The sequence below is a fragment of the Streptomyces sp. NPDC050743 genome (genome assembly GCF_044456925.1).
Taxonomy (GTDB): domain Bacteria; phylum Actinomycetota; class Actinomycetes; order Streptomycetales; family Streptomycetaceae; genus Streptomyces.
The window spans coordinates 78693-95043 of the sequence record NZ_JBITGJ010000021.1; the positions used below are offsets into that span (position 1 = coordinate 78693).

Sequence of the window (16351 nt, forward strand, 5' to 3'; positions counted from 1 at the left end):
CCCCGTCTCGTTTGCGGTGATCGCCGGTACCCGGCGTTCAACATTCCCACATCCCCTCTCCGGGCACAGGTCACGCGCACGCCAACCGGCGTCGGAAGAACTGGAGCGGCGGGCCGTACGCACCCGCTCGCCGCCGTCGCCGAACCGGCCCGTGACCAGGAGAGAGCCATGACCGGCGTTTCCACCCTCGATCGCCCCCCACAGCCCGAGGCACCGACCCGCTACACCGTCACCCTCGCCCGTGACGAGGACGACGTGCGGGCCGCGCAGCGGCTGCGGCACGACGTCTTCGCCGGTGAGATGGGGGCCCTGCTGGCCACGCCGCAGCCGGGACTGGACGTCGACGCCTTCGACGCCTACTGCGACCACCTGCTCGTACGCGACACCGTCACCGGGCAGGTCGTCGGCACCTACCGGCTGCTGCCGCCGGAGCGGGCCTCGGTCGCCGGCCGGCTGTACTCGGAGGGCGAGTTCGAGCTGGGCGCGCTCGACCCGATCCGGCCCGGACTGGTCGAGGTCGGCCGCTCCTGTGTGCACCCCGACCACCGCGACGGCGCGGTCATCGGCCTGATCTGGGCCGGGATAGCCCGGTACATGGTCGACCGCGGCCACGAGTGGCTGGCCGGCTGCTGCTCGGTGCCGCTCGCCGACGGCGGGACGCTTGCGACGGCCACCTGGGAGCGGGTGCGCGCCAAGCACCTGGCACCCGAGGAGTTCCGGGTACGGCCGCTGCTGCCGTGGATCCCGAACGCCGAGGCCCCCGCCGGGCACAGCGAGCTGCCCGCCCTGCTGCGCGGCTATCTGCGCCTGGGCGCCTGGGTGTGCGGCGAGCCCGCGCACGACCCGGACTTCGGGGTCGCCGACATGTACGTGCTGCTGTCGATGCGCCGGGTCAACGCGCGCTATCTGCGGCACTTCCTCTCCCTCGTGCCGGCCTGATGAGCGTCTGGCTGCCCAGCGCGCCCTGCACCCCGGGCGCCTGTGTGGAGCCGGCCCGGGCCGCCGTGGCCACACCCAGGGCGGTGCTGCGGCTGACCGCCGTCGCGGCCCTGGTGCTGGCCGGGATCGCGCTGTCCCCGCTCGGTGGGAGGATCCCCACCGAGTGGGTCAGGCGGTGGTGCCGGGCGATCGTGCGGGCCATGGGTGTCCGGGTCCGCTTCACGGGCACCACCGCACCGGACGGCGGGCTGCTGCTGGTCGCCAACCATGTCTCATGGCTGGACATCCCGCTGCTGACCGCCGTACGCCCCGCCCGGATGCTCGCCAAGACCGAGATCCGGCAGTGGCCTGTGGCGGGCCCGCTGGCCGCACGCGGCGGGGCCCTGTTCATCGAGCGGGACCGGATCCGCGCCCTGCCCGAGACGGTCGCCCGGATCGCCGAGGCGCTGCGCGAGGGCGCGGCCGTCGCCGCGTTCCCGGAGGGCAGCACCTGGTGCGGGCGGGCCCACGGCCGCTTCCGCCGGGCCGTGTTCCAGGCCGCGCTCGACGCCGGCGTACCCGTGCAGCCGGTCAGCCTGAGCTACCGGCAGGACACCGGCGGCGGCCCGAGCACGGCGGCGGCGTTCGTCGGCGAGGACACCCTGCTCGCCTCCCTGTGGCGGGTGGCCCGCGCCCGGGGCATGGTCGCCGAGGTGGCCATACTCCCGGTCATCCCGGCCGGCCGCCACACCACCCGCAAGTCCCTGGCCCGGGCCGCCCAGCCCGGCCGTGTGGGCGAACCGGACTGGACACACGCCGTGCTGGTGCCCTAGCCCCACAAGGCGCGGCGTCCTCGCGCCCCGGCCACCCCACTCCGCCCGGCGGGCTCGCGCCCGGGCCCACGCGGCCCTGATCGCCGACGGCCGGACGGCCGCGCCCCCCAGGGCGCGGGGGGTTGTCGAGATGCGGCCACGGAAGCCGGGGCGCGACCCGCCACGGTGGCGCGGCAGCCGACCGCGGCACCACGCGGCACTGTCCAGTCAAGGCAGGACACGCGCTGCCCGCCGCGGACGCCACGCGCTGCGGCGGTCCGGCCGGTCACCCCGGAGCCCGCCCGGGCCGACGCGGCCCTGATCGCCGACGGCCGGACGGCCGCGCCCTCCAGGGCACGGGAGGTTGTCGAGATGCGACCACGGAAGCCGGGGCGCGACCCGCCACCGTGGCGCGGCAGTCGACCGACGGCACCACGCGACACCGTCCAGTCAAGGCAGGACACGCGCTGCCCGCCGCGGACGCCACGCGCTGCGGCGGTCCGGCTGGTCCCGCGTGTACCCGCCCGGGGCCACGCGGCCCTGATCGCCGACGGCCGGACGGCCGCGCCCTCCCAGGGCGCGGGGCGTTGTCGAGATGCGGCCACCGCCGCCGGGGCGCGACCCGCCGCGGTGGCGGCGCAGTCGACCGACGGCATCACGCGGCACTGTGCAGTCAGGGCAGGACCCGCGCCAGATAGGCCGCCGTCGCACTGCCCGCCGCCGAGGCCACGCGCTCGGGCGGTCCCGCCGCCACGATCCGGCCGCCCTGGTCGCCGCCGCCGGGGCCCAGGTCGATGACCCAGTCGGCGCCCGCGACCACCGTCATGTCGTGTTCCACCACCACGACCGTGTGCCCGGAGTCGACCAGTCCGTGCAGCCGGTCCATCAGCACCTCCACGTCGGCCGGGTGCAGTCCGGTGGTGGGTTCGTCCAGCAGGTAGAGGGTGTGGCCGCGCCGGCCGCGCTGCAGCTCGCTCGCCAGCTTGATCCGCTGGGCCTCTCCGCCGGACAGCTCGGTCGCCGGCTGTCCGAGCCGCAGATAGCCGAGGCCCACGTCGAGCAGGGTTCCGAGGCTGCGGGCGGCGGCCGGGATGTCAGCGAAGAACGTCGCCGCGGCCTCCACCGTCAGATCGAGCACCTCGGCGATGTTCCGTCCCTCGTACGTCACTTCGAGGGTCTCCGGGTTGTAGCGGGCGCCGCCGCAGTCCGGGCAGGGCGCGTAGGTGCTCGGCAGGAACAGCAGCTCGACGCTGACGAACCCCTCGCCCTGGCAGGTCTCGCAGCGTCCTCCCCGGGAGGGGGCACCGCCAGCTACATTGAAGGAGAACCGGCCGACGCCGTACCCGCGCGCCCGCGCCTCCTCGGTGGTGGCGAACACCTTGCGCACGACGTCGAACAGGCCGGTGTAGGTGGCCAGGTTGGAGCGCGGGGTGCGCCCGATCGGCCGCTGGTCGACCCGGACCAGCCGGTCCACGCCCTGAATCTCCTCCGTCAACTCGCCGATGAGCGTGGACTTTCCGGAACCGGAGACGCCGGTGACGGCGGTGAACGCGCCGAGCGGGAACTCGGCCGTCACCGCACGCAGGTTGTGCCGGGTCACCGGACCCACCCTCAACCAGCCGCGCGGAGAGCGGACTTCACGGGCCGGGCCGGGTGCCTCATCGAAGAGGAACGCCGCCGTCGCCGACTCCTCGATCGACGCCAGCTCGGCCGGCGGCCCGCTGTACAGCACGCGTCCGCCGTGCTCGCCCGCGCCGGGACCCACGTCCACCAGCCAGTCGGCGCCGCGCACCACCTCCAGGTGGTGCTCCACCACGAACACCGAGTTGCCCGCGGCCTTCAGCCGGTCCAGCACGGTCAGCAGCGCCTCGGTGTCCGCCGGGTGCAGTCCGGCGGACGGCTCGTCCAGCACGTAGACGACGCCGAACAGCCCGGAGCGCAACTGGGTGGCGAGCCGCAGCCGTTGCAGCTCGCCCGCCGACAGGGTGGGGGTGGAGCGGTCGAGGCTGAGGTAGCCGAGGCCCAGTTCCACCACCGGCGCGATCCGGGACTTCAGGTCCTCGGTGAGGACCCGCGCGGTCTCGGTGCGGCCGTCGAGCAGGGCGGCCAGGTCGGTCAGCGGCAGCGCGGCCAGTTCGGCGATGGTGCGGCCGCCGAAGGTCACCGCCAGCGCCTCCGGCCGGAGCCGGCTGCCCCCGCACACCGCGCAGGGGGCGCTCGTCAGGAACCGCTCCGCCTTCGCCCGCAGCGACGCGGACTTGGTGTCCGAGAACGTCTTCAGCACATACCGGCGCGCGCTCATGTACGTGCCCTGGTACGGCCGTTGGATGCGGCCGGCGTCCCGGACGGGGTGGACGGTGACGACGGGCTGTTCGTCCGTGAACAGGATCCACTCCCGCGCCTGCGCGGGCAGTTCACGCCAGGGCCGGTCCACGTCGTGGCCCAGCGCGTCGAGGATGTCGCGCAGGTTCTTGCCCTGCCAGGCGCCGGGCCAGGCGGCGATGGCGCCCTCGCGGATCGACAGCGAGGGATCCGGGACCAGCAACTCCTCGGTGGTGTCGTGCACTTGGCCCAGGCCATGGCACTCCGGGCAGGCACCGGCCGCCGTGTTCGGCGAGAACGCGTCGGAATCGAGCCGCTCCGCGCCCGGCGGGTAGTCCCCGGCGCGGGAGAACAGCATGCGCAGGGAGTTGGAGAGATTGGTGACCGTGCCCACCGAGGAGCGGGAGGTGGGGGCCGCGCGGCGCTGCTGCAGCGAGACCGCGGGCGGCAGCCCGGTGATCTCGCCGACCTTGGGCGCCCCGACCTGGTGGATCAGCCTGCGCGCGTACGGCGCGACCGACTCGAAGTACCGCCGCTGCGCCTCGGCGTAGATCGTGCCGAACGCCAGGGACGACTTCCCCGAGCCCGACACGCCGGTGAACACGGCCAGGGCGTCGCGGGGGATGTCGACGTCCACGCCTTTCAGATTGTGTTCGCGGGCGCCGCGGACGCGGACGTACTGGTCATGTGGGCTGTGCATAGAGGCACAACTCTATCCACGCCCGTGCGCTGCTACTGCGGAGGGTTGTCGCGGCGGTTCTGGTCGATGTACTGGTCCGCCCGCTTCTGCGCGGCGTCGACCTGGGAGCTGTACCTGTCCTGGGTCCTCTGGTCGATCATGTCGCCGGCCTTGCCGACGCCCGTCTTGGCCTGGTCCTCGTGGCCCTTGAGCATCTGCTTGATCCTGTCCATCATGGACATGGCAGCCCTCCTCGTCGCTTGAGGCTTCCCCTCCCAGGGTCACCGGCCCCGGCCGGGTCCGCATCTCGGGGCCGTCAGAGCCCCGGCGCGAAGAGCGCGGCGAGCCGCCGGTAGGAGTCCAGCAGCGCCGTACGGTCGTAGGCGCTGGTGGTGACCAGGACCTCGTCGGCGCCCGTCTCCTTCAGCACCGTCTCCAGCTCGTGCGCGACCTGGTCCTCGGTGCCGGCGATGTGCCCGGCAAGCCCCGCCTCGTAGAAGCCGCGCTCCTTCGCGGTCATCGTGCGGGCCTCGATCTCCTCGGCCGGGGCGAGCGGCGGGAAGGCGCCGCGGGTGCGCGCGTACGCCATCGACCAGGCCTCCGGGACCAGCAGCCGCCGCGCCCCCTCCTCGGTGCCGGCGACCGCGACCGTCCCGGAGATCACGACGTACGGTTCGGACGCCCAGGGGGAGGGCCGGAACAGGGAGCGGTACTGGTCGATGCCGCGCAGCATCTTCTCCCGCCCGCGCAGATCGCCGATCACCATCGGCAGTCCGGCGCGGGCCGCGATCCGCGCGCCCTCGCCCATGGCCAGCACGAACGGCGGCACCCGCAGCCCTTCCGCGGGACGCGCCCGCACCCCGGTCGGCGAGCCGCCCTCGAACCAGCCCAGCAGCTCGCCGAGCTGCCCCGCGAAGTCCTCGGCGACCTCCTTGTCCCGGCCGAGGGCCCTGCGCACCCCGTCGGTGAAGCCGACGGAACGCCCGAGCCCCATGTCGATCCGGCCGGGGAACAGGGACTCCAGGACGCCGAACTGCTCGGCGACGACGAGCGGTTGGTGGTTGGGCAGCATCACACCGCCGGTGCCGACCCGGATCGTCCGCGTGGCCGAGGCGACCGCGGCGGCCAGCACGGTCGGCGCGGAACCGGCGACGCCGGGCACACCGTGGTGCTCGGACACCCAGAAGCGGTGATAGCCGAGCGCCTCCGCCTCCCGCGCCAGTGCGACGGTGTCCCGCAGCGCCTCGGCGGGCGGGTGTCCCTCGCGGGTGCGCGAACGGTCGAGGACGGAGAACCGGGTCCGGGCGATCACAGTGCTGCTCACCCAAGGTTCAACGCACATGCGAGCCGGGAATTCCTGGCTCGCCGCCGCCTGGCTAAGGTGGCCCGGTGACCGACAGCACCAGGCGTCCGCTCGCCGTGTTCGACCTCGACAACACCCTGGCGGACACCGCGCACCGGCAGCACTTCCTGGAGGTACGGCCGAAGAACTGGGCCGCCTTCTTCGCCGCCGCGCCCGCGGACCCGCCCCTCGCCGAGGGCATCGCGCTCGCCATGGAGAGCGCCCGCGAGTGCGAGGTGCTGTATCTCACCGGCCGCCCCGAGCGGTACCGGCGCGACACACTGGACTGGCTCGCGGCCCATGGGCTGCCCGAGGGGCGCGTGTACATGCGGAGCAACGCCGACCGCAGGCCCGCCCGGTTCACCAAGCTGGAGATCCTGCGCCGGCTCGCCGAGGACCGCGAGATCCGTGTCCTCGTGGACGACGACGAGATGGTCTGCGACGACGCCGAGCGCGCCGGGTTCACCGTCGTACGTGCCCGCTGGGCCGCGAAGTCCGCGGCGCTTCAGGAGGCTCAGGAGCGAGAGGGCCGCACCTGACGCCGGGAGGCGGTCAGTCCGCGTCCTCGATGCGGAAGCCCACCTTCAGCCCCACCTGGTAGTGCTCGATCCGCCCGTTCTCGATCTGGCCCCGGACCTCGGTGACCTCGAACCAGTCCAGATTGCGCAGCGTCTGGTCGGCGCGGGCGATGCCGTTGCGGATGGCCTGGTCGATGCCCTCGTGCGACGTGCCGACGATCTCGGTGACCCGGTAGGTGTGATGCGTCATGAGGGTGCTCCTCTCGTGTCACGCCGTACTCCACCGTGCCCCATCCCCGGCCCACCCGCACGGTGTCCGGCGCCTACGCGGGTAGCCCTCGGCCCTCTTGACCCTCCGCATTGGTCCATACCAAAATCCAGCACACCCGTACGAGCCGTGCCGCTCGTCCCCCCACGTCGGGCCCCCACACCTGTCCGCACCCCTGCCAGACAGAACAGGACCCCTCGTGAGACGTCGTCTGCTCGCCCTCCTGTGTGTCACCGGTTCCCTCGTGAGCGCCTGCGGGATGCTCCCGGGCGGTCACGAGCGCAAGACGGTCACCGTGTGGCTGATGAAGGACAGCGCTTCCAAGGAGTTCCTCCAGCGTTTCACCGAGGACTTCGAGCGCACCCACAAGGACCTGCGCCTGGACATTCGCATCCAGGAATGGACCGGCATCGTCGACAAGGTCCGCGCGGCGCTCAAGGACGACTCCGGCGACGGACCCGACGTCATCGAGGTCGGCAACACCCAGGTGCCGCTGTACGCCGACGGCGGCAAGCTCGCCGACCTCACGCTGGAGTCGATGCGCGACTGGGGCAAGGACAAGTGGCTGCCCGGCCTCGCCCAGCCGGGCAAGGACGGCAACGCGCAGTACGGCATCCCCTGGTACGCGGCCAACCGCGTCGTCATCTACCGCAAGGACCTGTTCGAGGCGGCCGGCATCACCCGCCCGCCGAAGACCCGCGAGGAGTGGCTCGCCGACACCGAGAAGCTGAACTCCGGCGGCAACCAGGGCATTTACCTGGCCGGACAGGACTGGTACACCCTGTCCGGCTTCGTCTGGGACGAGGGCGGCGACCTCGCCCGGCAGAAGGACTACCGGTGGGAGGGCGCCCTCGACACCCCGGCCGCGCTGCGCGGCATGGACTTCTACCGGCGGCTGCAGGCGCTGGGCCGGGGCCCGGCGGACGCGGACGAGGAACACCCGCCCCAGGCCGGGGTGTTCGCCGGCGGCAAGGTGGCGCAGATCATCGCCGTACCGGGGCTCGCCCAGTCGATCGTGCGGCAGAACCCGGATCTGAAGGACAGGCTGGGCTTCTTCCCGGTGCCCGGGAAGACCGCCGCGCGGCCCGGCGCCGTCTTCACCGGCGGCTCCGACCTGGTCGTCCCGGCGGGCACCAAGGACCAGTTCGCGGCGACCGCCGTCGTCGGGGCGCTCGTCGGCGCCAAGTGGGACACCGCACTCGCCCGCACCATGAACTACGTGCCCAACAAGACCACGCTGGCGGGCGCGGTCGCGGGAGAGGAGGGGGTCGCCGCCATGGCCGCGGGCGCGGCTCAGGGCCGGGCGACCCCCAGCACCCCTCAGTGGGCCGACGTCGAGGCCGAAAACCCGATCAAGGAGTACATGACCCGGGTGCTCCAGGGCGCGGACCCGGCGACGGAGGCCCGCCGGGCCTCCGCGAAGATCACCGGGGAACTCGCGCCGGACGTGTGACGTCCCGCACCACGCTCAGCGACAGCGAGAGGCGGCCCTGCGGGTCCGTCCACCAGTGGGTCAACTCCAGTCGCTCCCGCCGCAGTTCCCGGTCGGTCCAGACGGCCTTGCCGTCGGCGCTGTGGCGAGTGCCTACCGCTGGGCGAGCCGCGCGCGGAGGAACAGGGCGCGTCCGCCTTCGGTCGCGGTGCGCGCACGCGCGGGTGCGGTGCCGGGGAACTGGTGCCCTGGACACCTTCCAGCCTGTCGGAAGCACTCCGGCGGAGTAACGCGTGCATTACTCTCCGCTGTTGCGTCGTCACTCCGATGGGTGTTGCATTGCGGAGGGGAGACGCGGTCCGAGGCCTGCTCATGAAAGTCCTCCGGACGTATACGTGCCCTTCGCCAGGAGGTTCACCGATGGAAATCCCCGGGCCCGCGCACAGCCGTCGCCGCTTTCTTGGTGCCGCGGCCGCGGCCGCCATGGCGCCCCAGTTCGACATGAGCGGTGGTGCGCAGGCGCAGCCCGCATCGGGAGAATCCGTGGCTCACCCAGCGGATGGTCCTGCGACGCGGACGTCCTTCGGTCCGGTGAAGCAGATCAATGCCGGGCAGCTGAACGTGGGGTACGTCGAAGCCGGGCCCGCCAACGGCCAAGCGGTCGTACTCATGCATGGCTGGCCCTACGACATTCACAGCTACGTGGAGGTCACGCCGTTGCTCGCCGCGAAGGGCTACAGAGTCATCGTCCCCTATCTGCGCGGCCATGGAACGACGCGGTTCCTTTCCGGCGCCACACCCAGGAACGCCCAACAGTCGGCATTCGCCGTCGACATCATCGCCCTCATGGACGCCCTCAGGATCGAGAAGGCCATCCTCGCCGGATACGACTGGGGATCGCGGACCGGTGACATCATCGCGGCCCTCTGGCCCGAGCGCTGCAAAGCACTGGTCTCAGTGACCGGTTATCTGATCGTGAACGTCGAAGCGAACAAGATGCCGTCGCCGCCGAAGAGTGAATGGGCATGGTGGTATCAGTACTACTTCGCCACCGAAAGGGGCGTGCTCGGTCTCCGGGAATTTCGGCGCGATCTGGCCAAGCTGGTCTGGAAGTTCAACTCTCCGACCTGGAATTTCGACGAGGCGACCTTCCAACGAACGGCGGCCGCTTTCAGCAACCCCGATTACGTCGATATCGTCATCGACAACTACCGCTGGCGGCTCGGTCTCGCGAAGGGCGAGCCGCGGTATGCCGGTCTGGAAAGGCGCCTCGCCGCCGCGCCGGTTATCAAGGTGCCGACGATCACCATCGACGGAGCACACGATCCGTTCACTCCCCCGGGGAACGGATCGGCTTATCGCAAGAAATTCGCAGGCGCATACGCGCACCGGACCCTGAACGTAGGGCACAACGTTCCACAGGAGGCCCCGCAGGGCTTCGCGGCCGCTGTCGTCGAAGTCGACGGGTTCTGACCGCTACTGGGACCGGGCGCGCGCATGCACGCGGGTGGCGCTCACCAGGTCTGCTCGGAAGCGCGGACGAGGACCTCGTTGACGGAGACGCGGCGGTCGCGAGTGACGACGAACGCGACGGTGTCCGCGATGTCCTGGGGACGCAGCATCTCCATCCCGGCCAGTTGCTGGTCCAGCGACGCCCTGATCTCGTCCCGCGAGTGCGCGACGAACTCGGTGTCCACCGTCCCCGGTTCGATCACGCTCACGCGCAGTCGCTGCCGCATGACCTCCTGGCGCAGGGCCTCGGTGAACCCGTTCACGCCGAATTTGGTCATGCTGTAGACCGCCGTGCCCGGCCGGGCCACACGCCCCGCGGTGGAGCTGATGTTGACCAGGTCGGCGACCTGGCGGGGCGAGTCCTCTGCCGCGCTCAACAGGTGCGGCAGTGCCGCGTGGGTGACATGGAGCAGGCCCTGGAGGTTCACCGTCAGCATGCGCTCCCATTCCTGAGCCGGCGCGTTCAGGACCGGTCCGGCCATGCCCACACCCGCGTTGTTGACGAGGATGTCCAGGCGGCCGAGTTCGGTCACCACACGCTCCACGGCGGCCGTCGCCTGTTCCTGCTCCGTGATGTCGGCTTCCACCACGAACGCCGCCCCGCCCTCGGCGCGGATCTTGTCGGCCAGTACCTCAAGTCGGTCACGGCGCCGGGCGACCACCGCGACGGCGGCACCCTCGGCCGCCAGGCTCAGGGCGGTTGCCTCGCCGATGCCGCTGCTGGCACCGGTCACCAGGGCAACGGTGTTCTGCAGATGTGCGGACATGACTGTCTCCTTGATCGATATCGGGATGAATTCCGGGCCGGTGACTGCGCGGACCGGCAGGTCCGGGTCAGTGACCGGTCGGGGGTCTGAAGGGCCGGCTTGGTCGCGGCAGCGTGGACGGGGCCGCTCTGCGGGCTGCCGACGGGCTCATGAGCTGCCTACGTGGCTTGGTGAGGCGCCGCGGGCTTCTGGCCATCGCTGCTCACCGCGGGGCTTACACGCGCCCCTGGCGGGCCGGCGGCCTCGTCGGCGGGCCGGCGTCGGGGTGGTCCAAGGGGCGGGCGGACCAGGTGGTGCTGCTGGTGGGTCGCGTCGTCAGGCGGCCGTGAGCATGTCGAGGGAGACCTGCCACAAGCGGGCCGCGTGGTGAGGGTCCACGGCGTGGGCGGCGACTCCCCGACGCACACCCGGCCGGTGCGGGCCGGCCTCGTTGCAGTCCTCGAAGTACCGGCCGGTCACGCCCTCGGTCAGCGGGGAGGCGGCGAGCAGCACCGACGTCGCGGCGCCCTGCTCGATGTTCTTCCAGGACACGTCGGTGCTGGTGGGGTCGAACGAGGTCGGGCTGTTCGAGATTTCCCCGATGTGGCGGCCGAGCCTGGTGCTGGTGATGCGGCCCGGGTTGAGGGCGTTGACGGAGATCAGGTCGGACGCCCAGCGGCGGCCCGCCTCGACCGCGAACAGGACGTTGGCGGTCTTGGACTGGCTGTAGGCCGCCCACGGGTCGTAGGGGCGCTCTTCGAAGTTGATGTCGTCGAACAGCACGTCGCCGTTGACGTGGCCGACCGAGCTGACGGCGACCACGCGTGCGCCGTGGGCCGCTGCCAGGGCGCTGTGCAGGCCGGTGGCGAGGGCGAAGTGGCCGAGGTGGTTGGTGGCGAACTGCAATTCCCAGCCCTCCCTCGTCCGCTGCAGCGGCGAGGCCATCACGCCGGCGTTGAGGACCAGGATGTGCAGGGGTCCCCGCCATGCCTCCACGAAGGCGCGCACCGAGGTCTGGTCGGCGAGGTCGAGGTGCGCGGCGCGCACCGTCCCCGGGCCGCTTGCCGGTGCGATCTCCTCGGCGACGTGTGCGCCCGTGGCCGGGTCACGGACGCCGATGGTCACCTCGGCGCCGGCAGCGGCCAGGACGCGCGCGGTCTCCCGTCCGATGCCGGAGGCTGCTCCGGTGACGATGACACGCCGGCCGCCGAGGTCGACGCCGGCCAGCACCTCGGCGGCGGTCGTCTGTGCACCGAACGGAGTCGTGACGAGGCCGTAGGTCATGAGGCTCTCCAGGAAGACGGTGGAATCGGGAGGCGAGCGCACGCGCGGTGGCGTGGAGAGACGGGGCGTCGTACTCTCAAATCCGGAACCGGTTCCGGTTGTGCCTTCGAGAGTAAGCGGAACCGGTTCCGCTTGCAAGTGGGGCGAGAAAGGGAGGCGGCAGTGACCGGCATCGAGGGGGGCTCGGCGGCGCAGCGCAGGCCGTTGCGCGCCGACGCGCAACGAAATGAGGACCGGCTGCTGGAGGCGGCCGCGGCCGCCTTCGCGCGTGACGGAGCGAGCGCGTCGGTCAAGGACATCGCCCGCGAGGCCGGAGTCGGCGTCGGCACCCTCTACCGCCGGTTCCCGTCCAAGGAGCTCCTGATCGAGGCGATCTACCGCCAAGAGGTGCAGCGCCTGTGCGAGGCGGCACAGCAGCTCACGGCCACGGAGCCGCCGGTGGACGCACTGCGGAACTGGATGGAGCGCTTCATCGACTTCATGGCCGCCAAGGAGGGCATGGCCGGCGCGCTGGCCGTGGTGCTGACCGACGACAGCGAGAAGCTGCACACTCGGACCCTGCTCGCCGACGCCATCGCCCACCTGCTCTCCTCCGTGGAGGGGCAGTCGGCGGTACGGCCCGGGGTCGACGCCCGCGACGTGCTGATGGCCCTGGGCGGGATCAGTCTCATGGCCGCCAGCGAGGAACAGCGCGAACTGGCCACCAGGCTGATCGACCTGCTCCTGTACGGCATCGTGAAGAACTGACTGCATGGAGCAGCGGCAGATGGCCGGCGCTCAGCCGCCGGCCACACCGTCCTGGCCGGGCCGGTGACGAGCGGCGGCCTAGGGGCCCGGCAGCTACTCGGGCCGTGTCGGGCAGCCGATCGTGGGCCGATGACCGCGCGCCGGCGTCGTCACCGGCGGCGTGGTCGAGGGCCCGGCCTGTCGTTGGATGCCGGTCCGGAACGAGCGGGACGGCCGGCCGCGCCCGGGCCCTGCAAGGGGGCTCGGCGTCGAGGCGACCGCGGACCGCGTGTTCGACGCCGCGGCCGCGGCGGACCACCACGACGAGGATGACGTGCCGGCCGGACGAGGGGGCGACGCAGTGAACTCGCGCGGGCGGTCGGCCGCCCGTTAGCCTGGATTCGTACTCCGGACCGATGAGGGGCGTCCACCGCGTCGTGTGTGGCAGGCCCGCCGAGCAAGCTTCGGCGAGTCGCCGCCAGGGGGACGTCAGGCTCGGACCTCCACATTCCGCCGGGCCCGGGGCCGGTCCGGCCAGGCAGGTGCAGATCAAGGCCGTAGTCCCGCGTGACATGAGGTGTCCGCACAGTCTCCCCGGGCAGATCCGTCCCCGGCGTTCGCACAGAGGGAGATTGTCATGACCGAGAGCCACGCGCGAACCCCGGCCACCCCAGGCGTCCTCGTCGATCCGCTGCGCAATCGTGGCGTGGCCTTCACCCCCGAGGAACGCGACGCCCTCGGCCTCACCGGGCGCCTGCCCTCGGGAGTGCTCACGCTCGAGCGGCAGGCCCAGCGCGCCTACCAGCAGATGCAGGTTCAGGGCAGCGACCTCGCCAAGAACGTGTATCTGGAACAGCTGCACGACCGCAACGAAACCCTGTACTTCAAGGTCCTCACCGAGCACCTCGTCGAGCTGCTGCCGATCGTCTACGACCCCACCGTGGGCGAAGCGATCGAGAAGTACTCCCACGAGTACCGGCGCCCGCGCGGACTCTTCCTGTCCATCGACCGGCCCGACGACATGGAGAAGGCCTTCGCCACGCTCGAACTCGGGCCCGAGGACGTCGATCTGATCGTGTGCAGCGATGCGGAGGAGATCCTGGGCATCGGCGACTGGGGCGTGGGCGGGATCCAGATCTCGGTCGGCAAGCTCGCGGTGTACACGGCGGCAGCCGGCATCGACCCGCGCCGGGTCGTACCCGTGTCGCTGGACGTGGGCACGGATCGCACAGCGCTGCGGGAGGACCCGCTGTACCTGGGCAACCGGCACCCCCGCGTCCGCGGCGCCGACTACGACGCCTTCATCGAGAAATACCTGGAGACGGCATCGTCCGCGTTCCCCGACGCGCTCCTGCACTTCGAGGACTTCGGGCCCAGCAACGCGCGGCGGATCCTGGAGCAGTACGGCGGCCGCTACCGGATCTTCAACGACGACATGCAGGGCACCGGAGCCATCACGCTGGCCGCCGCCCTGTCCGCCGTCAGAGTCAGCGGCGTGCGGATGCGGGACCAGAAGCTGGTCGTCTTCGGTGCCGGAACGGCCGGGGTGGGCATCGCCGACCAGCTGCGCGACGCGATGGTCCGCGACGGCGCGGATCCGGAGCGGGCCGCCGCCCAGGTATGGCTCGTCGACAAACAGGGGCTGCTCACCCGGGACATGTCCGACCTGCGCGACTTCCAGCAGCCCTACGCGCGGGATCCGGCCGAGGCCGCCGACTGGGCCAGGGACGAGGGTGCGATCTCACTGCTGGAAACGGTTCGCCGGGTCAAGCCGACGATCCTGCTGGGCACTTCGACCGCGCACGGCGCGTTCACCCGCGAGGTCGTCGAGGCCATGTCCGAGGGCACCGAGCGGCCGGTCATCTTCCCGATCTCCAATCCCACCTCCCGGATCGAGGCTATGCCCGCCGATGTCATCGCCTGGTCCAGGGGGAAGGCGCTCGTCGCGACCGGCATTCCCGTCGAGCCCGTGGAATACGAGGGCGTGACTTATCGGATCGGGCAGGCCAACAACGCGTTGTTGTACCCGGGCCTGGGCCTGGGCACGATCGTGTCGGGTGCGTCCCAGGTGACCGCCGCCATGCTGCTCGCGGCCGCACAGGCGGTGGCGGACCAGGTCGACCCGTCCGGGCCGGGCGCCTCCCTGCTGCCACCCGTGGACGACCTCAGGGAGTCCTCCGCGATCACCGCGACCGCGGTGGTCAAGGCGGCCCTCGACGACGGCGTGGCCACCTCCAAGCCGATCGACATCGCGGAGGCTGTCCGGGAGGCCATGTGGCAGCCGGTCTACACGGACGGAGCCACAGCATGAACACGCCCCACGCCGCCGCCGGCCGGACCGGGTCGGCGGGTCAGGATGGAGCCCCGAAGATCCTCGACGTCCCCATCGGAGTGCACGCGACCGGCACCCGGCGGGAGACCGACTCCATGGGAGCCATCGACGTCCCCGCGGACCGCTACTGGGGCGCCCAGACCCAACGGTCCCTGATCCACTTCTCCATCGGGGACGACCGGATGCCGAAAGCGGTCTACCACGCCTACGGCTACGTCAAGAAGGCCGCCGCCGCCGTCAACGGGCGCGCCGGTCGGCTCCCCGCCTGGAAGGCCGAGCTGATCCAGCGGGTGGCCGACGAAGTCATCGCGGGTGAACTGGACGATCACTTCCCGCTGTACGTGTGGCAGACAGGGTCCGGCACGCAGTCCAACATGAACACCAACGAGGTGATCAGCAACCGCGCCATCCAACTCGCCGGCGGCGAACTGGGCAGCAAATCCCCGGTTCACCCCAACGACCACGTCAACATGGGGCAGTCCTCCAACGACACCTTCCCCACCGCCATGCACATCGCCGCGGTCAAGGAGATCCACGAGCACCTGCTGCCCAGCGTCAAGGCGCTGCAGCACGCCATCGAGACCAAGGCGCGGCAGTGGCAGGACGTGGTGAAGATCGGCCGCACCCACCTGGAGGACGCCGTTCCCCTCACCGTGGGGCAGGAATGGTCCGGCTACGCCCACCAACTGCAACAAGCCGTCGACCGGGTCACCACATCCGCCGAGGGCCTGTACGAGCTCGCCATGGGCGGCACCGCGGTGGGCACGGGGCTCAACGCCCCACCCGGATTCGGTGAGCAGGTCGCAGCCGAGATCGCCGACGCGACCGGTTACCCGTTCACCACCGCGCGGAACAAATTCGCCGCCCAGGGCGGCCTGGACGCCATGGCCGGCGCCTCCGCCGGGCTGCGGGCCCTGGCCGTGCCCCTGATGAAGATCGCCAACGACATCCGCTGGCTGGCCTCCGGACCCCGCTGCGGCCTCGACGAACTCATCCTTCCGGCCAACGAGCCCGGCTCCTCGATCATGCCCGGCAAGGTCAATCCGACCCAGTGCGAGGCGATGGTCATGGTCTGCATCCAGGTGCTGTCCGAGGACGAGGCCATCGCCTTCGCCGGCACCCAGGGCAACTTCGAGCTCAACGCCATGCGCCCGGTCATCATCAACAACTTTCTGCACGCGGCGACCATCCTCGCCGACGCCTGCACCAAGATGCGCGAGTACTGCATCGAGGGCACCGAGCTCAACCGGGACCAGATCGACGCCTACGTCGACCGGTCCCTCATGCTGGTCACGGCCCTCTCGCCCGTGATCGGCTACGACAAGGCCTCCGCCATCGCCCACAAGGCCGACGACGAGGACACCACCCTGCGCGCGGCGGCACTGGCCTCCGGTTACATCAGCGCCGAGGACTTCGACCGCATCGTCCGGCCCGCCGCCATGGTCGGTCAGGCGTAGAAC

Annotated in this window: 14 protein-coding genes; 8 read left to right on the forward strand and 6 right to left on the reverse strand. The window is 71.5% G+C overall.

Annotation, left to right across the window (positions count from 1 at the left end):
- Positions 1 to 168 precede the first annotated feature (168 nt).
- Together ACIBJF_RS21545 and ACIBJF_RS21550 are read left to right on the forward strand one after the other, a co-directional pair.
- Positions 169 to 939, forward strand: coding sequence for a GNAT family N-acetyltransferase (locus ACIBJF_RS21545; protein ID WP_399175750.1), 771 nt, complete (start codon positions 169 to 171; stop codon positions 937 to 939).
- Positions 939 to 1751, forward strand: a complete 813-nt coding sequence (locus ACIBJF_RS21550) for a lysophospholipid acyltransferase family protein (RefSeq protein WP_399175752.1) — start codon at positions 939 to 941, stop codon at positions 1749 to 1751. The genes ACIBJF_RS21545 and ACIBJF_RS21550 overlap by 1 nt, the downstream gene beginning before the upstream one ends.
- 652 nt (positions 1752 to 2403) lie before the next feature.
- Here ACIBJF_RS21550 and ACIBJF_RS21555 read toward each other — a convergent pair.
- The 3 genes from ACIBJF_RS21555 to ACIBJF_RS21565 all read right to left on the reverse strand — a co-directional run bounded on the left by ACIBJF_RS21555 (position 2404) and on the right by ACIBJF_RS21565 (position 6055).
- Positions 2404 to 4752, reverse strand: a complete 2349-nt coding sequence (locus tag ACIBJF_RS21555) for an ATP-binding cassette domain-containing protein (protein WP_399175754.1) — start codon at positions 4750 to 4752, stop codon at positions 2404 to 2406.
- Between the two features lie 32 nt (positions 4753 to 4784).
- Positions 4785 to 4973: an antitoxin gene (locus ACIBJF_RS21560; RefSeq protein ID WP_399175756.1), complete on the reverse strand. Its 189-nt coding sequence runs from the start codon at positions 4971 to 4973 to the stop codon at positions 4785 to 4787.
- 74 nt (positions 4974 to 5047) lie between these two features.
- On the reverse strand, positions 5048 to 6055 hold the full coding sequence (locus tag ACIBJF_RS21565; RefSeq protein ID WP_399175757.1) for an LLM class flavin-dependent oxidoreductase: 1008 nt from the start codon (positions 6053 to 6055) through the stop codon (positions 5048 to 5050).
- A gap of 65 nt (positions 6056 to 6120) precedes the next feature.
- Between ACIBJF_RS21565 and ACIBJF_RS21570 the strand changes: the two genes are divergently transcribed.
- Positions 6121 to 6612: a hypothetical protein gene (locus ACIBJF_RS21570; protein ID WP_399175759.1), complete on the forward strand. Its 492-nt coding sequence runs from the start codon at positions 6121 to 6123 to the stop codon at positions 6610 to 6612.
- Between the two features lie 13 nt (positions 6613 to 6625).
- Here the strand turns inward: ACIBJF_RS21570 and ACIBJF_RS21575 are convergent, their stop codons facing one another.
- Positions 6626 to 6841: a dodecin gene (locus ACIBJF_RS21575; RefSeq protein WP_399175761.1), complete on the reverse strand. Its 216-nt coding sequence runs from the start codon at positions 6839 to 6841 to the stop codon at positions 6626 to 6628.
- Positions 6842 to 7058: 217 nt separating this feature from the next.
- Here ACIBJF_RS21575 and ACIBJF_RS21580 point away from each other — a divergent pair, with 217 nt between their 5' ends.
- Together ACIBJF_RS21580 and ACIBJF_RS21585 are read left to right on the forward strand one after the other, a co-directional pair.
- Positions 7059 to 8312 (forward strand): extracellular solute-binding protein, encoded by a 1254-nt coding sequence (locus ACIBJF_RS21580; protein WP_399175763.1) that lies wholly within the window; start codon positions 7059 to 7061, stop codon positions 8310 to 8312.
- A 399-nt stretch (positions 8313 to 8711) separates the two neighbouring features.
- Positions 8712 to 9764 (forward strand): alpha/beta fold hydrolase, encoded by a 1053-nt coding sequence (locus tag ACIBJF_RS21585; RefSeq protein ID WP_399175765.1) that lies wholly within the window; start codon positions 8712 to 8714, stop codon positions 9762 to 9764.
- 41 nt (positions 9765 to 9805) lie between these two features.
- Here the strand turns inward: ACIBJF_RS21585 and ACIBJF_RS21590 are convergent, their stop codons facing one another.
- Both ACIBJF_RS21590 and ACIBJF_RS21595 read right to left on the reverse strand, forming a co-directional pair.
- On the reverse strand, positions 9806 to 10570 hold the full coding sequence (locus tag ACIBJF_RS21590; RefSeq protein WP_399175767.1) for an SDR family NAD(P)-dependent oxidoreductase: 765 nt from the start codon (positions 10568 to 10570) through the stop codon (positions 9806 to 9808).
- 315 nt (positions 10571 to 10885) lie between these two features.
- Positions 10886 to 11833, reverse strand: coding sequence for an SDR family NAD(P)-dependent oxidoreductase (locus ACIBJF_RS21595; RefSeq protein ID WP_399175838.1), 948 nt, complete (start codon positions 11831 to 11833; stop codon positions 10886 to 10888).
- Between the two features lie 162 nt (positions 11834 to 11995).
- Here ACIBJF_RS21595 and ACIBJF_RS21600 point away from each other — a divergent pair, with 162 nt between their 5' ends.
- The 3 genes from ACIBJF_RS21600 (at position 11996) to fumC (ending at position 16348) form a co-directional block, all read left to right on the forward strand.
- Positions 11996 to 12580 (forward strand): TetR/AcrR family transcriptional regulator, encoded by a 585-nt coding sequence (locus ACIBJF_RS21600; protein WP_399175769.1) that lies wholly within the window; start codon positions 11996 to 11998, stop codon positions 12578 to 12580.
- A 616-nt stretch (positions 12581 to 13196) separates the two neighbouring features.
- Positions 13197 to 14870, forward strand: a complete 1674-nt coding sequence (locus ACIBJF_RS21605; protein WP_399175771.1) for an NAD-dependent malic enzyme — start codon at positions 13197 to 13199, stop codon at positions 14868 to 14870.
- Entirely contained in the window at positions 14867 to 16348 is a 1482-nt protein-coding gene (gene fumC / locus ACIBJF_RS21610; RefSeq protein WP_399175773.1) for a class II fumarate hydratase, read from the forward strand. Before ACIBJF_RS21605 ends, fumC begins: the two co-directional genes overlap by 4 nt.
- Positions 16349 to 16351 lie beyond the last annotated feature (3 nt).

Bases quoted from the DNA above. Each gene is read 5' to 3' on its own strand.
- ACIBJF_RS21555 (WP_399175754.1), bottom strand. From the start codon at position 4,752: ATGCACAGCCCACATGACCAGTACGTCCGCGTCCGCGGCGCCCGCGAA.
- ACIBJF_RS21590 (WP_399175767.1), bottom strand. From the start codon at position 10,570: ATGTCCGCACATCTGCAGAACACCGTTGCCCTGGTGACCGGTGCCAGC.
- ACIBJF_RS21605 (WP_399175771.1), top strand. From the start codon at position 13,197: ATGACCGAGAGCCACGCGCGAACCCCGGCCACCCCAGGCGTCCTCGTC.
- ACIBJF_RS21560 (WP_399175756.1), bottom strand. From the start codon at position 4,973: ATGTCCATGATGGACAGGATCAAGCAGATGCTCAAGGGCCACGAGGAC.
- ACIBJF_RS21595 (WP_399175838.1), bottom strand. From the start codon at position 11,833: ATGACCTACGGCCTCGTCACGACTCCGTTCGGTGCACAGACGACCGCC.
- ACIBJF_RS21585 (WP_399175765.1), top strand. From the start codon at position 8,712: ATGGAAATCCCCGGGCCCGCGCACAGCCGTCGCCGCTTTCTTGGTGCC.
- ACIBJF_RS21545 (WP_399175750.1), top strand. From the start codon at position 169: ATGACCGGCGTTTCCACCCTCGATCGCCCCCCACAGCCCGAGGCACCG.
- fumC (WP_399175773.1), top strand. From the start codon at position 14,867: ATGAACACGCCCCACGCCGCCGCCGGCCGGACCGGGTCGGCGGGTCAG.
- ACIBJF_RS21575 (WP_399175761.1), bottom strand. From the start codon at position 6,841: ATGACGCATCACACCTACCGGGTCACCGAGATCGTCGGCACGTCGCAC.
- ACIBJF_RS21550 (WP_399175752.1), top strand. From the start codon at position 939: ATGAGCGTCTGGCTGCCCAGCGCGCCCTGCACCCCGGGCGCCTGTGTG.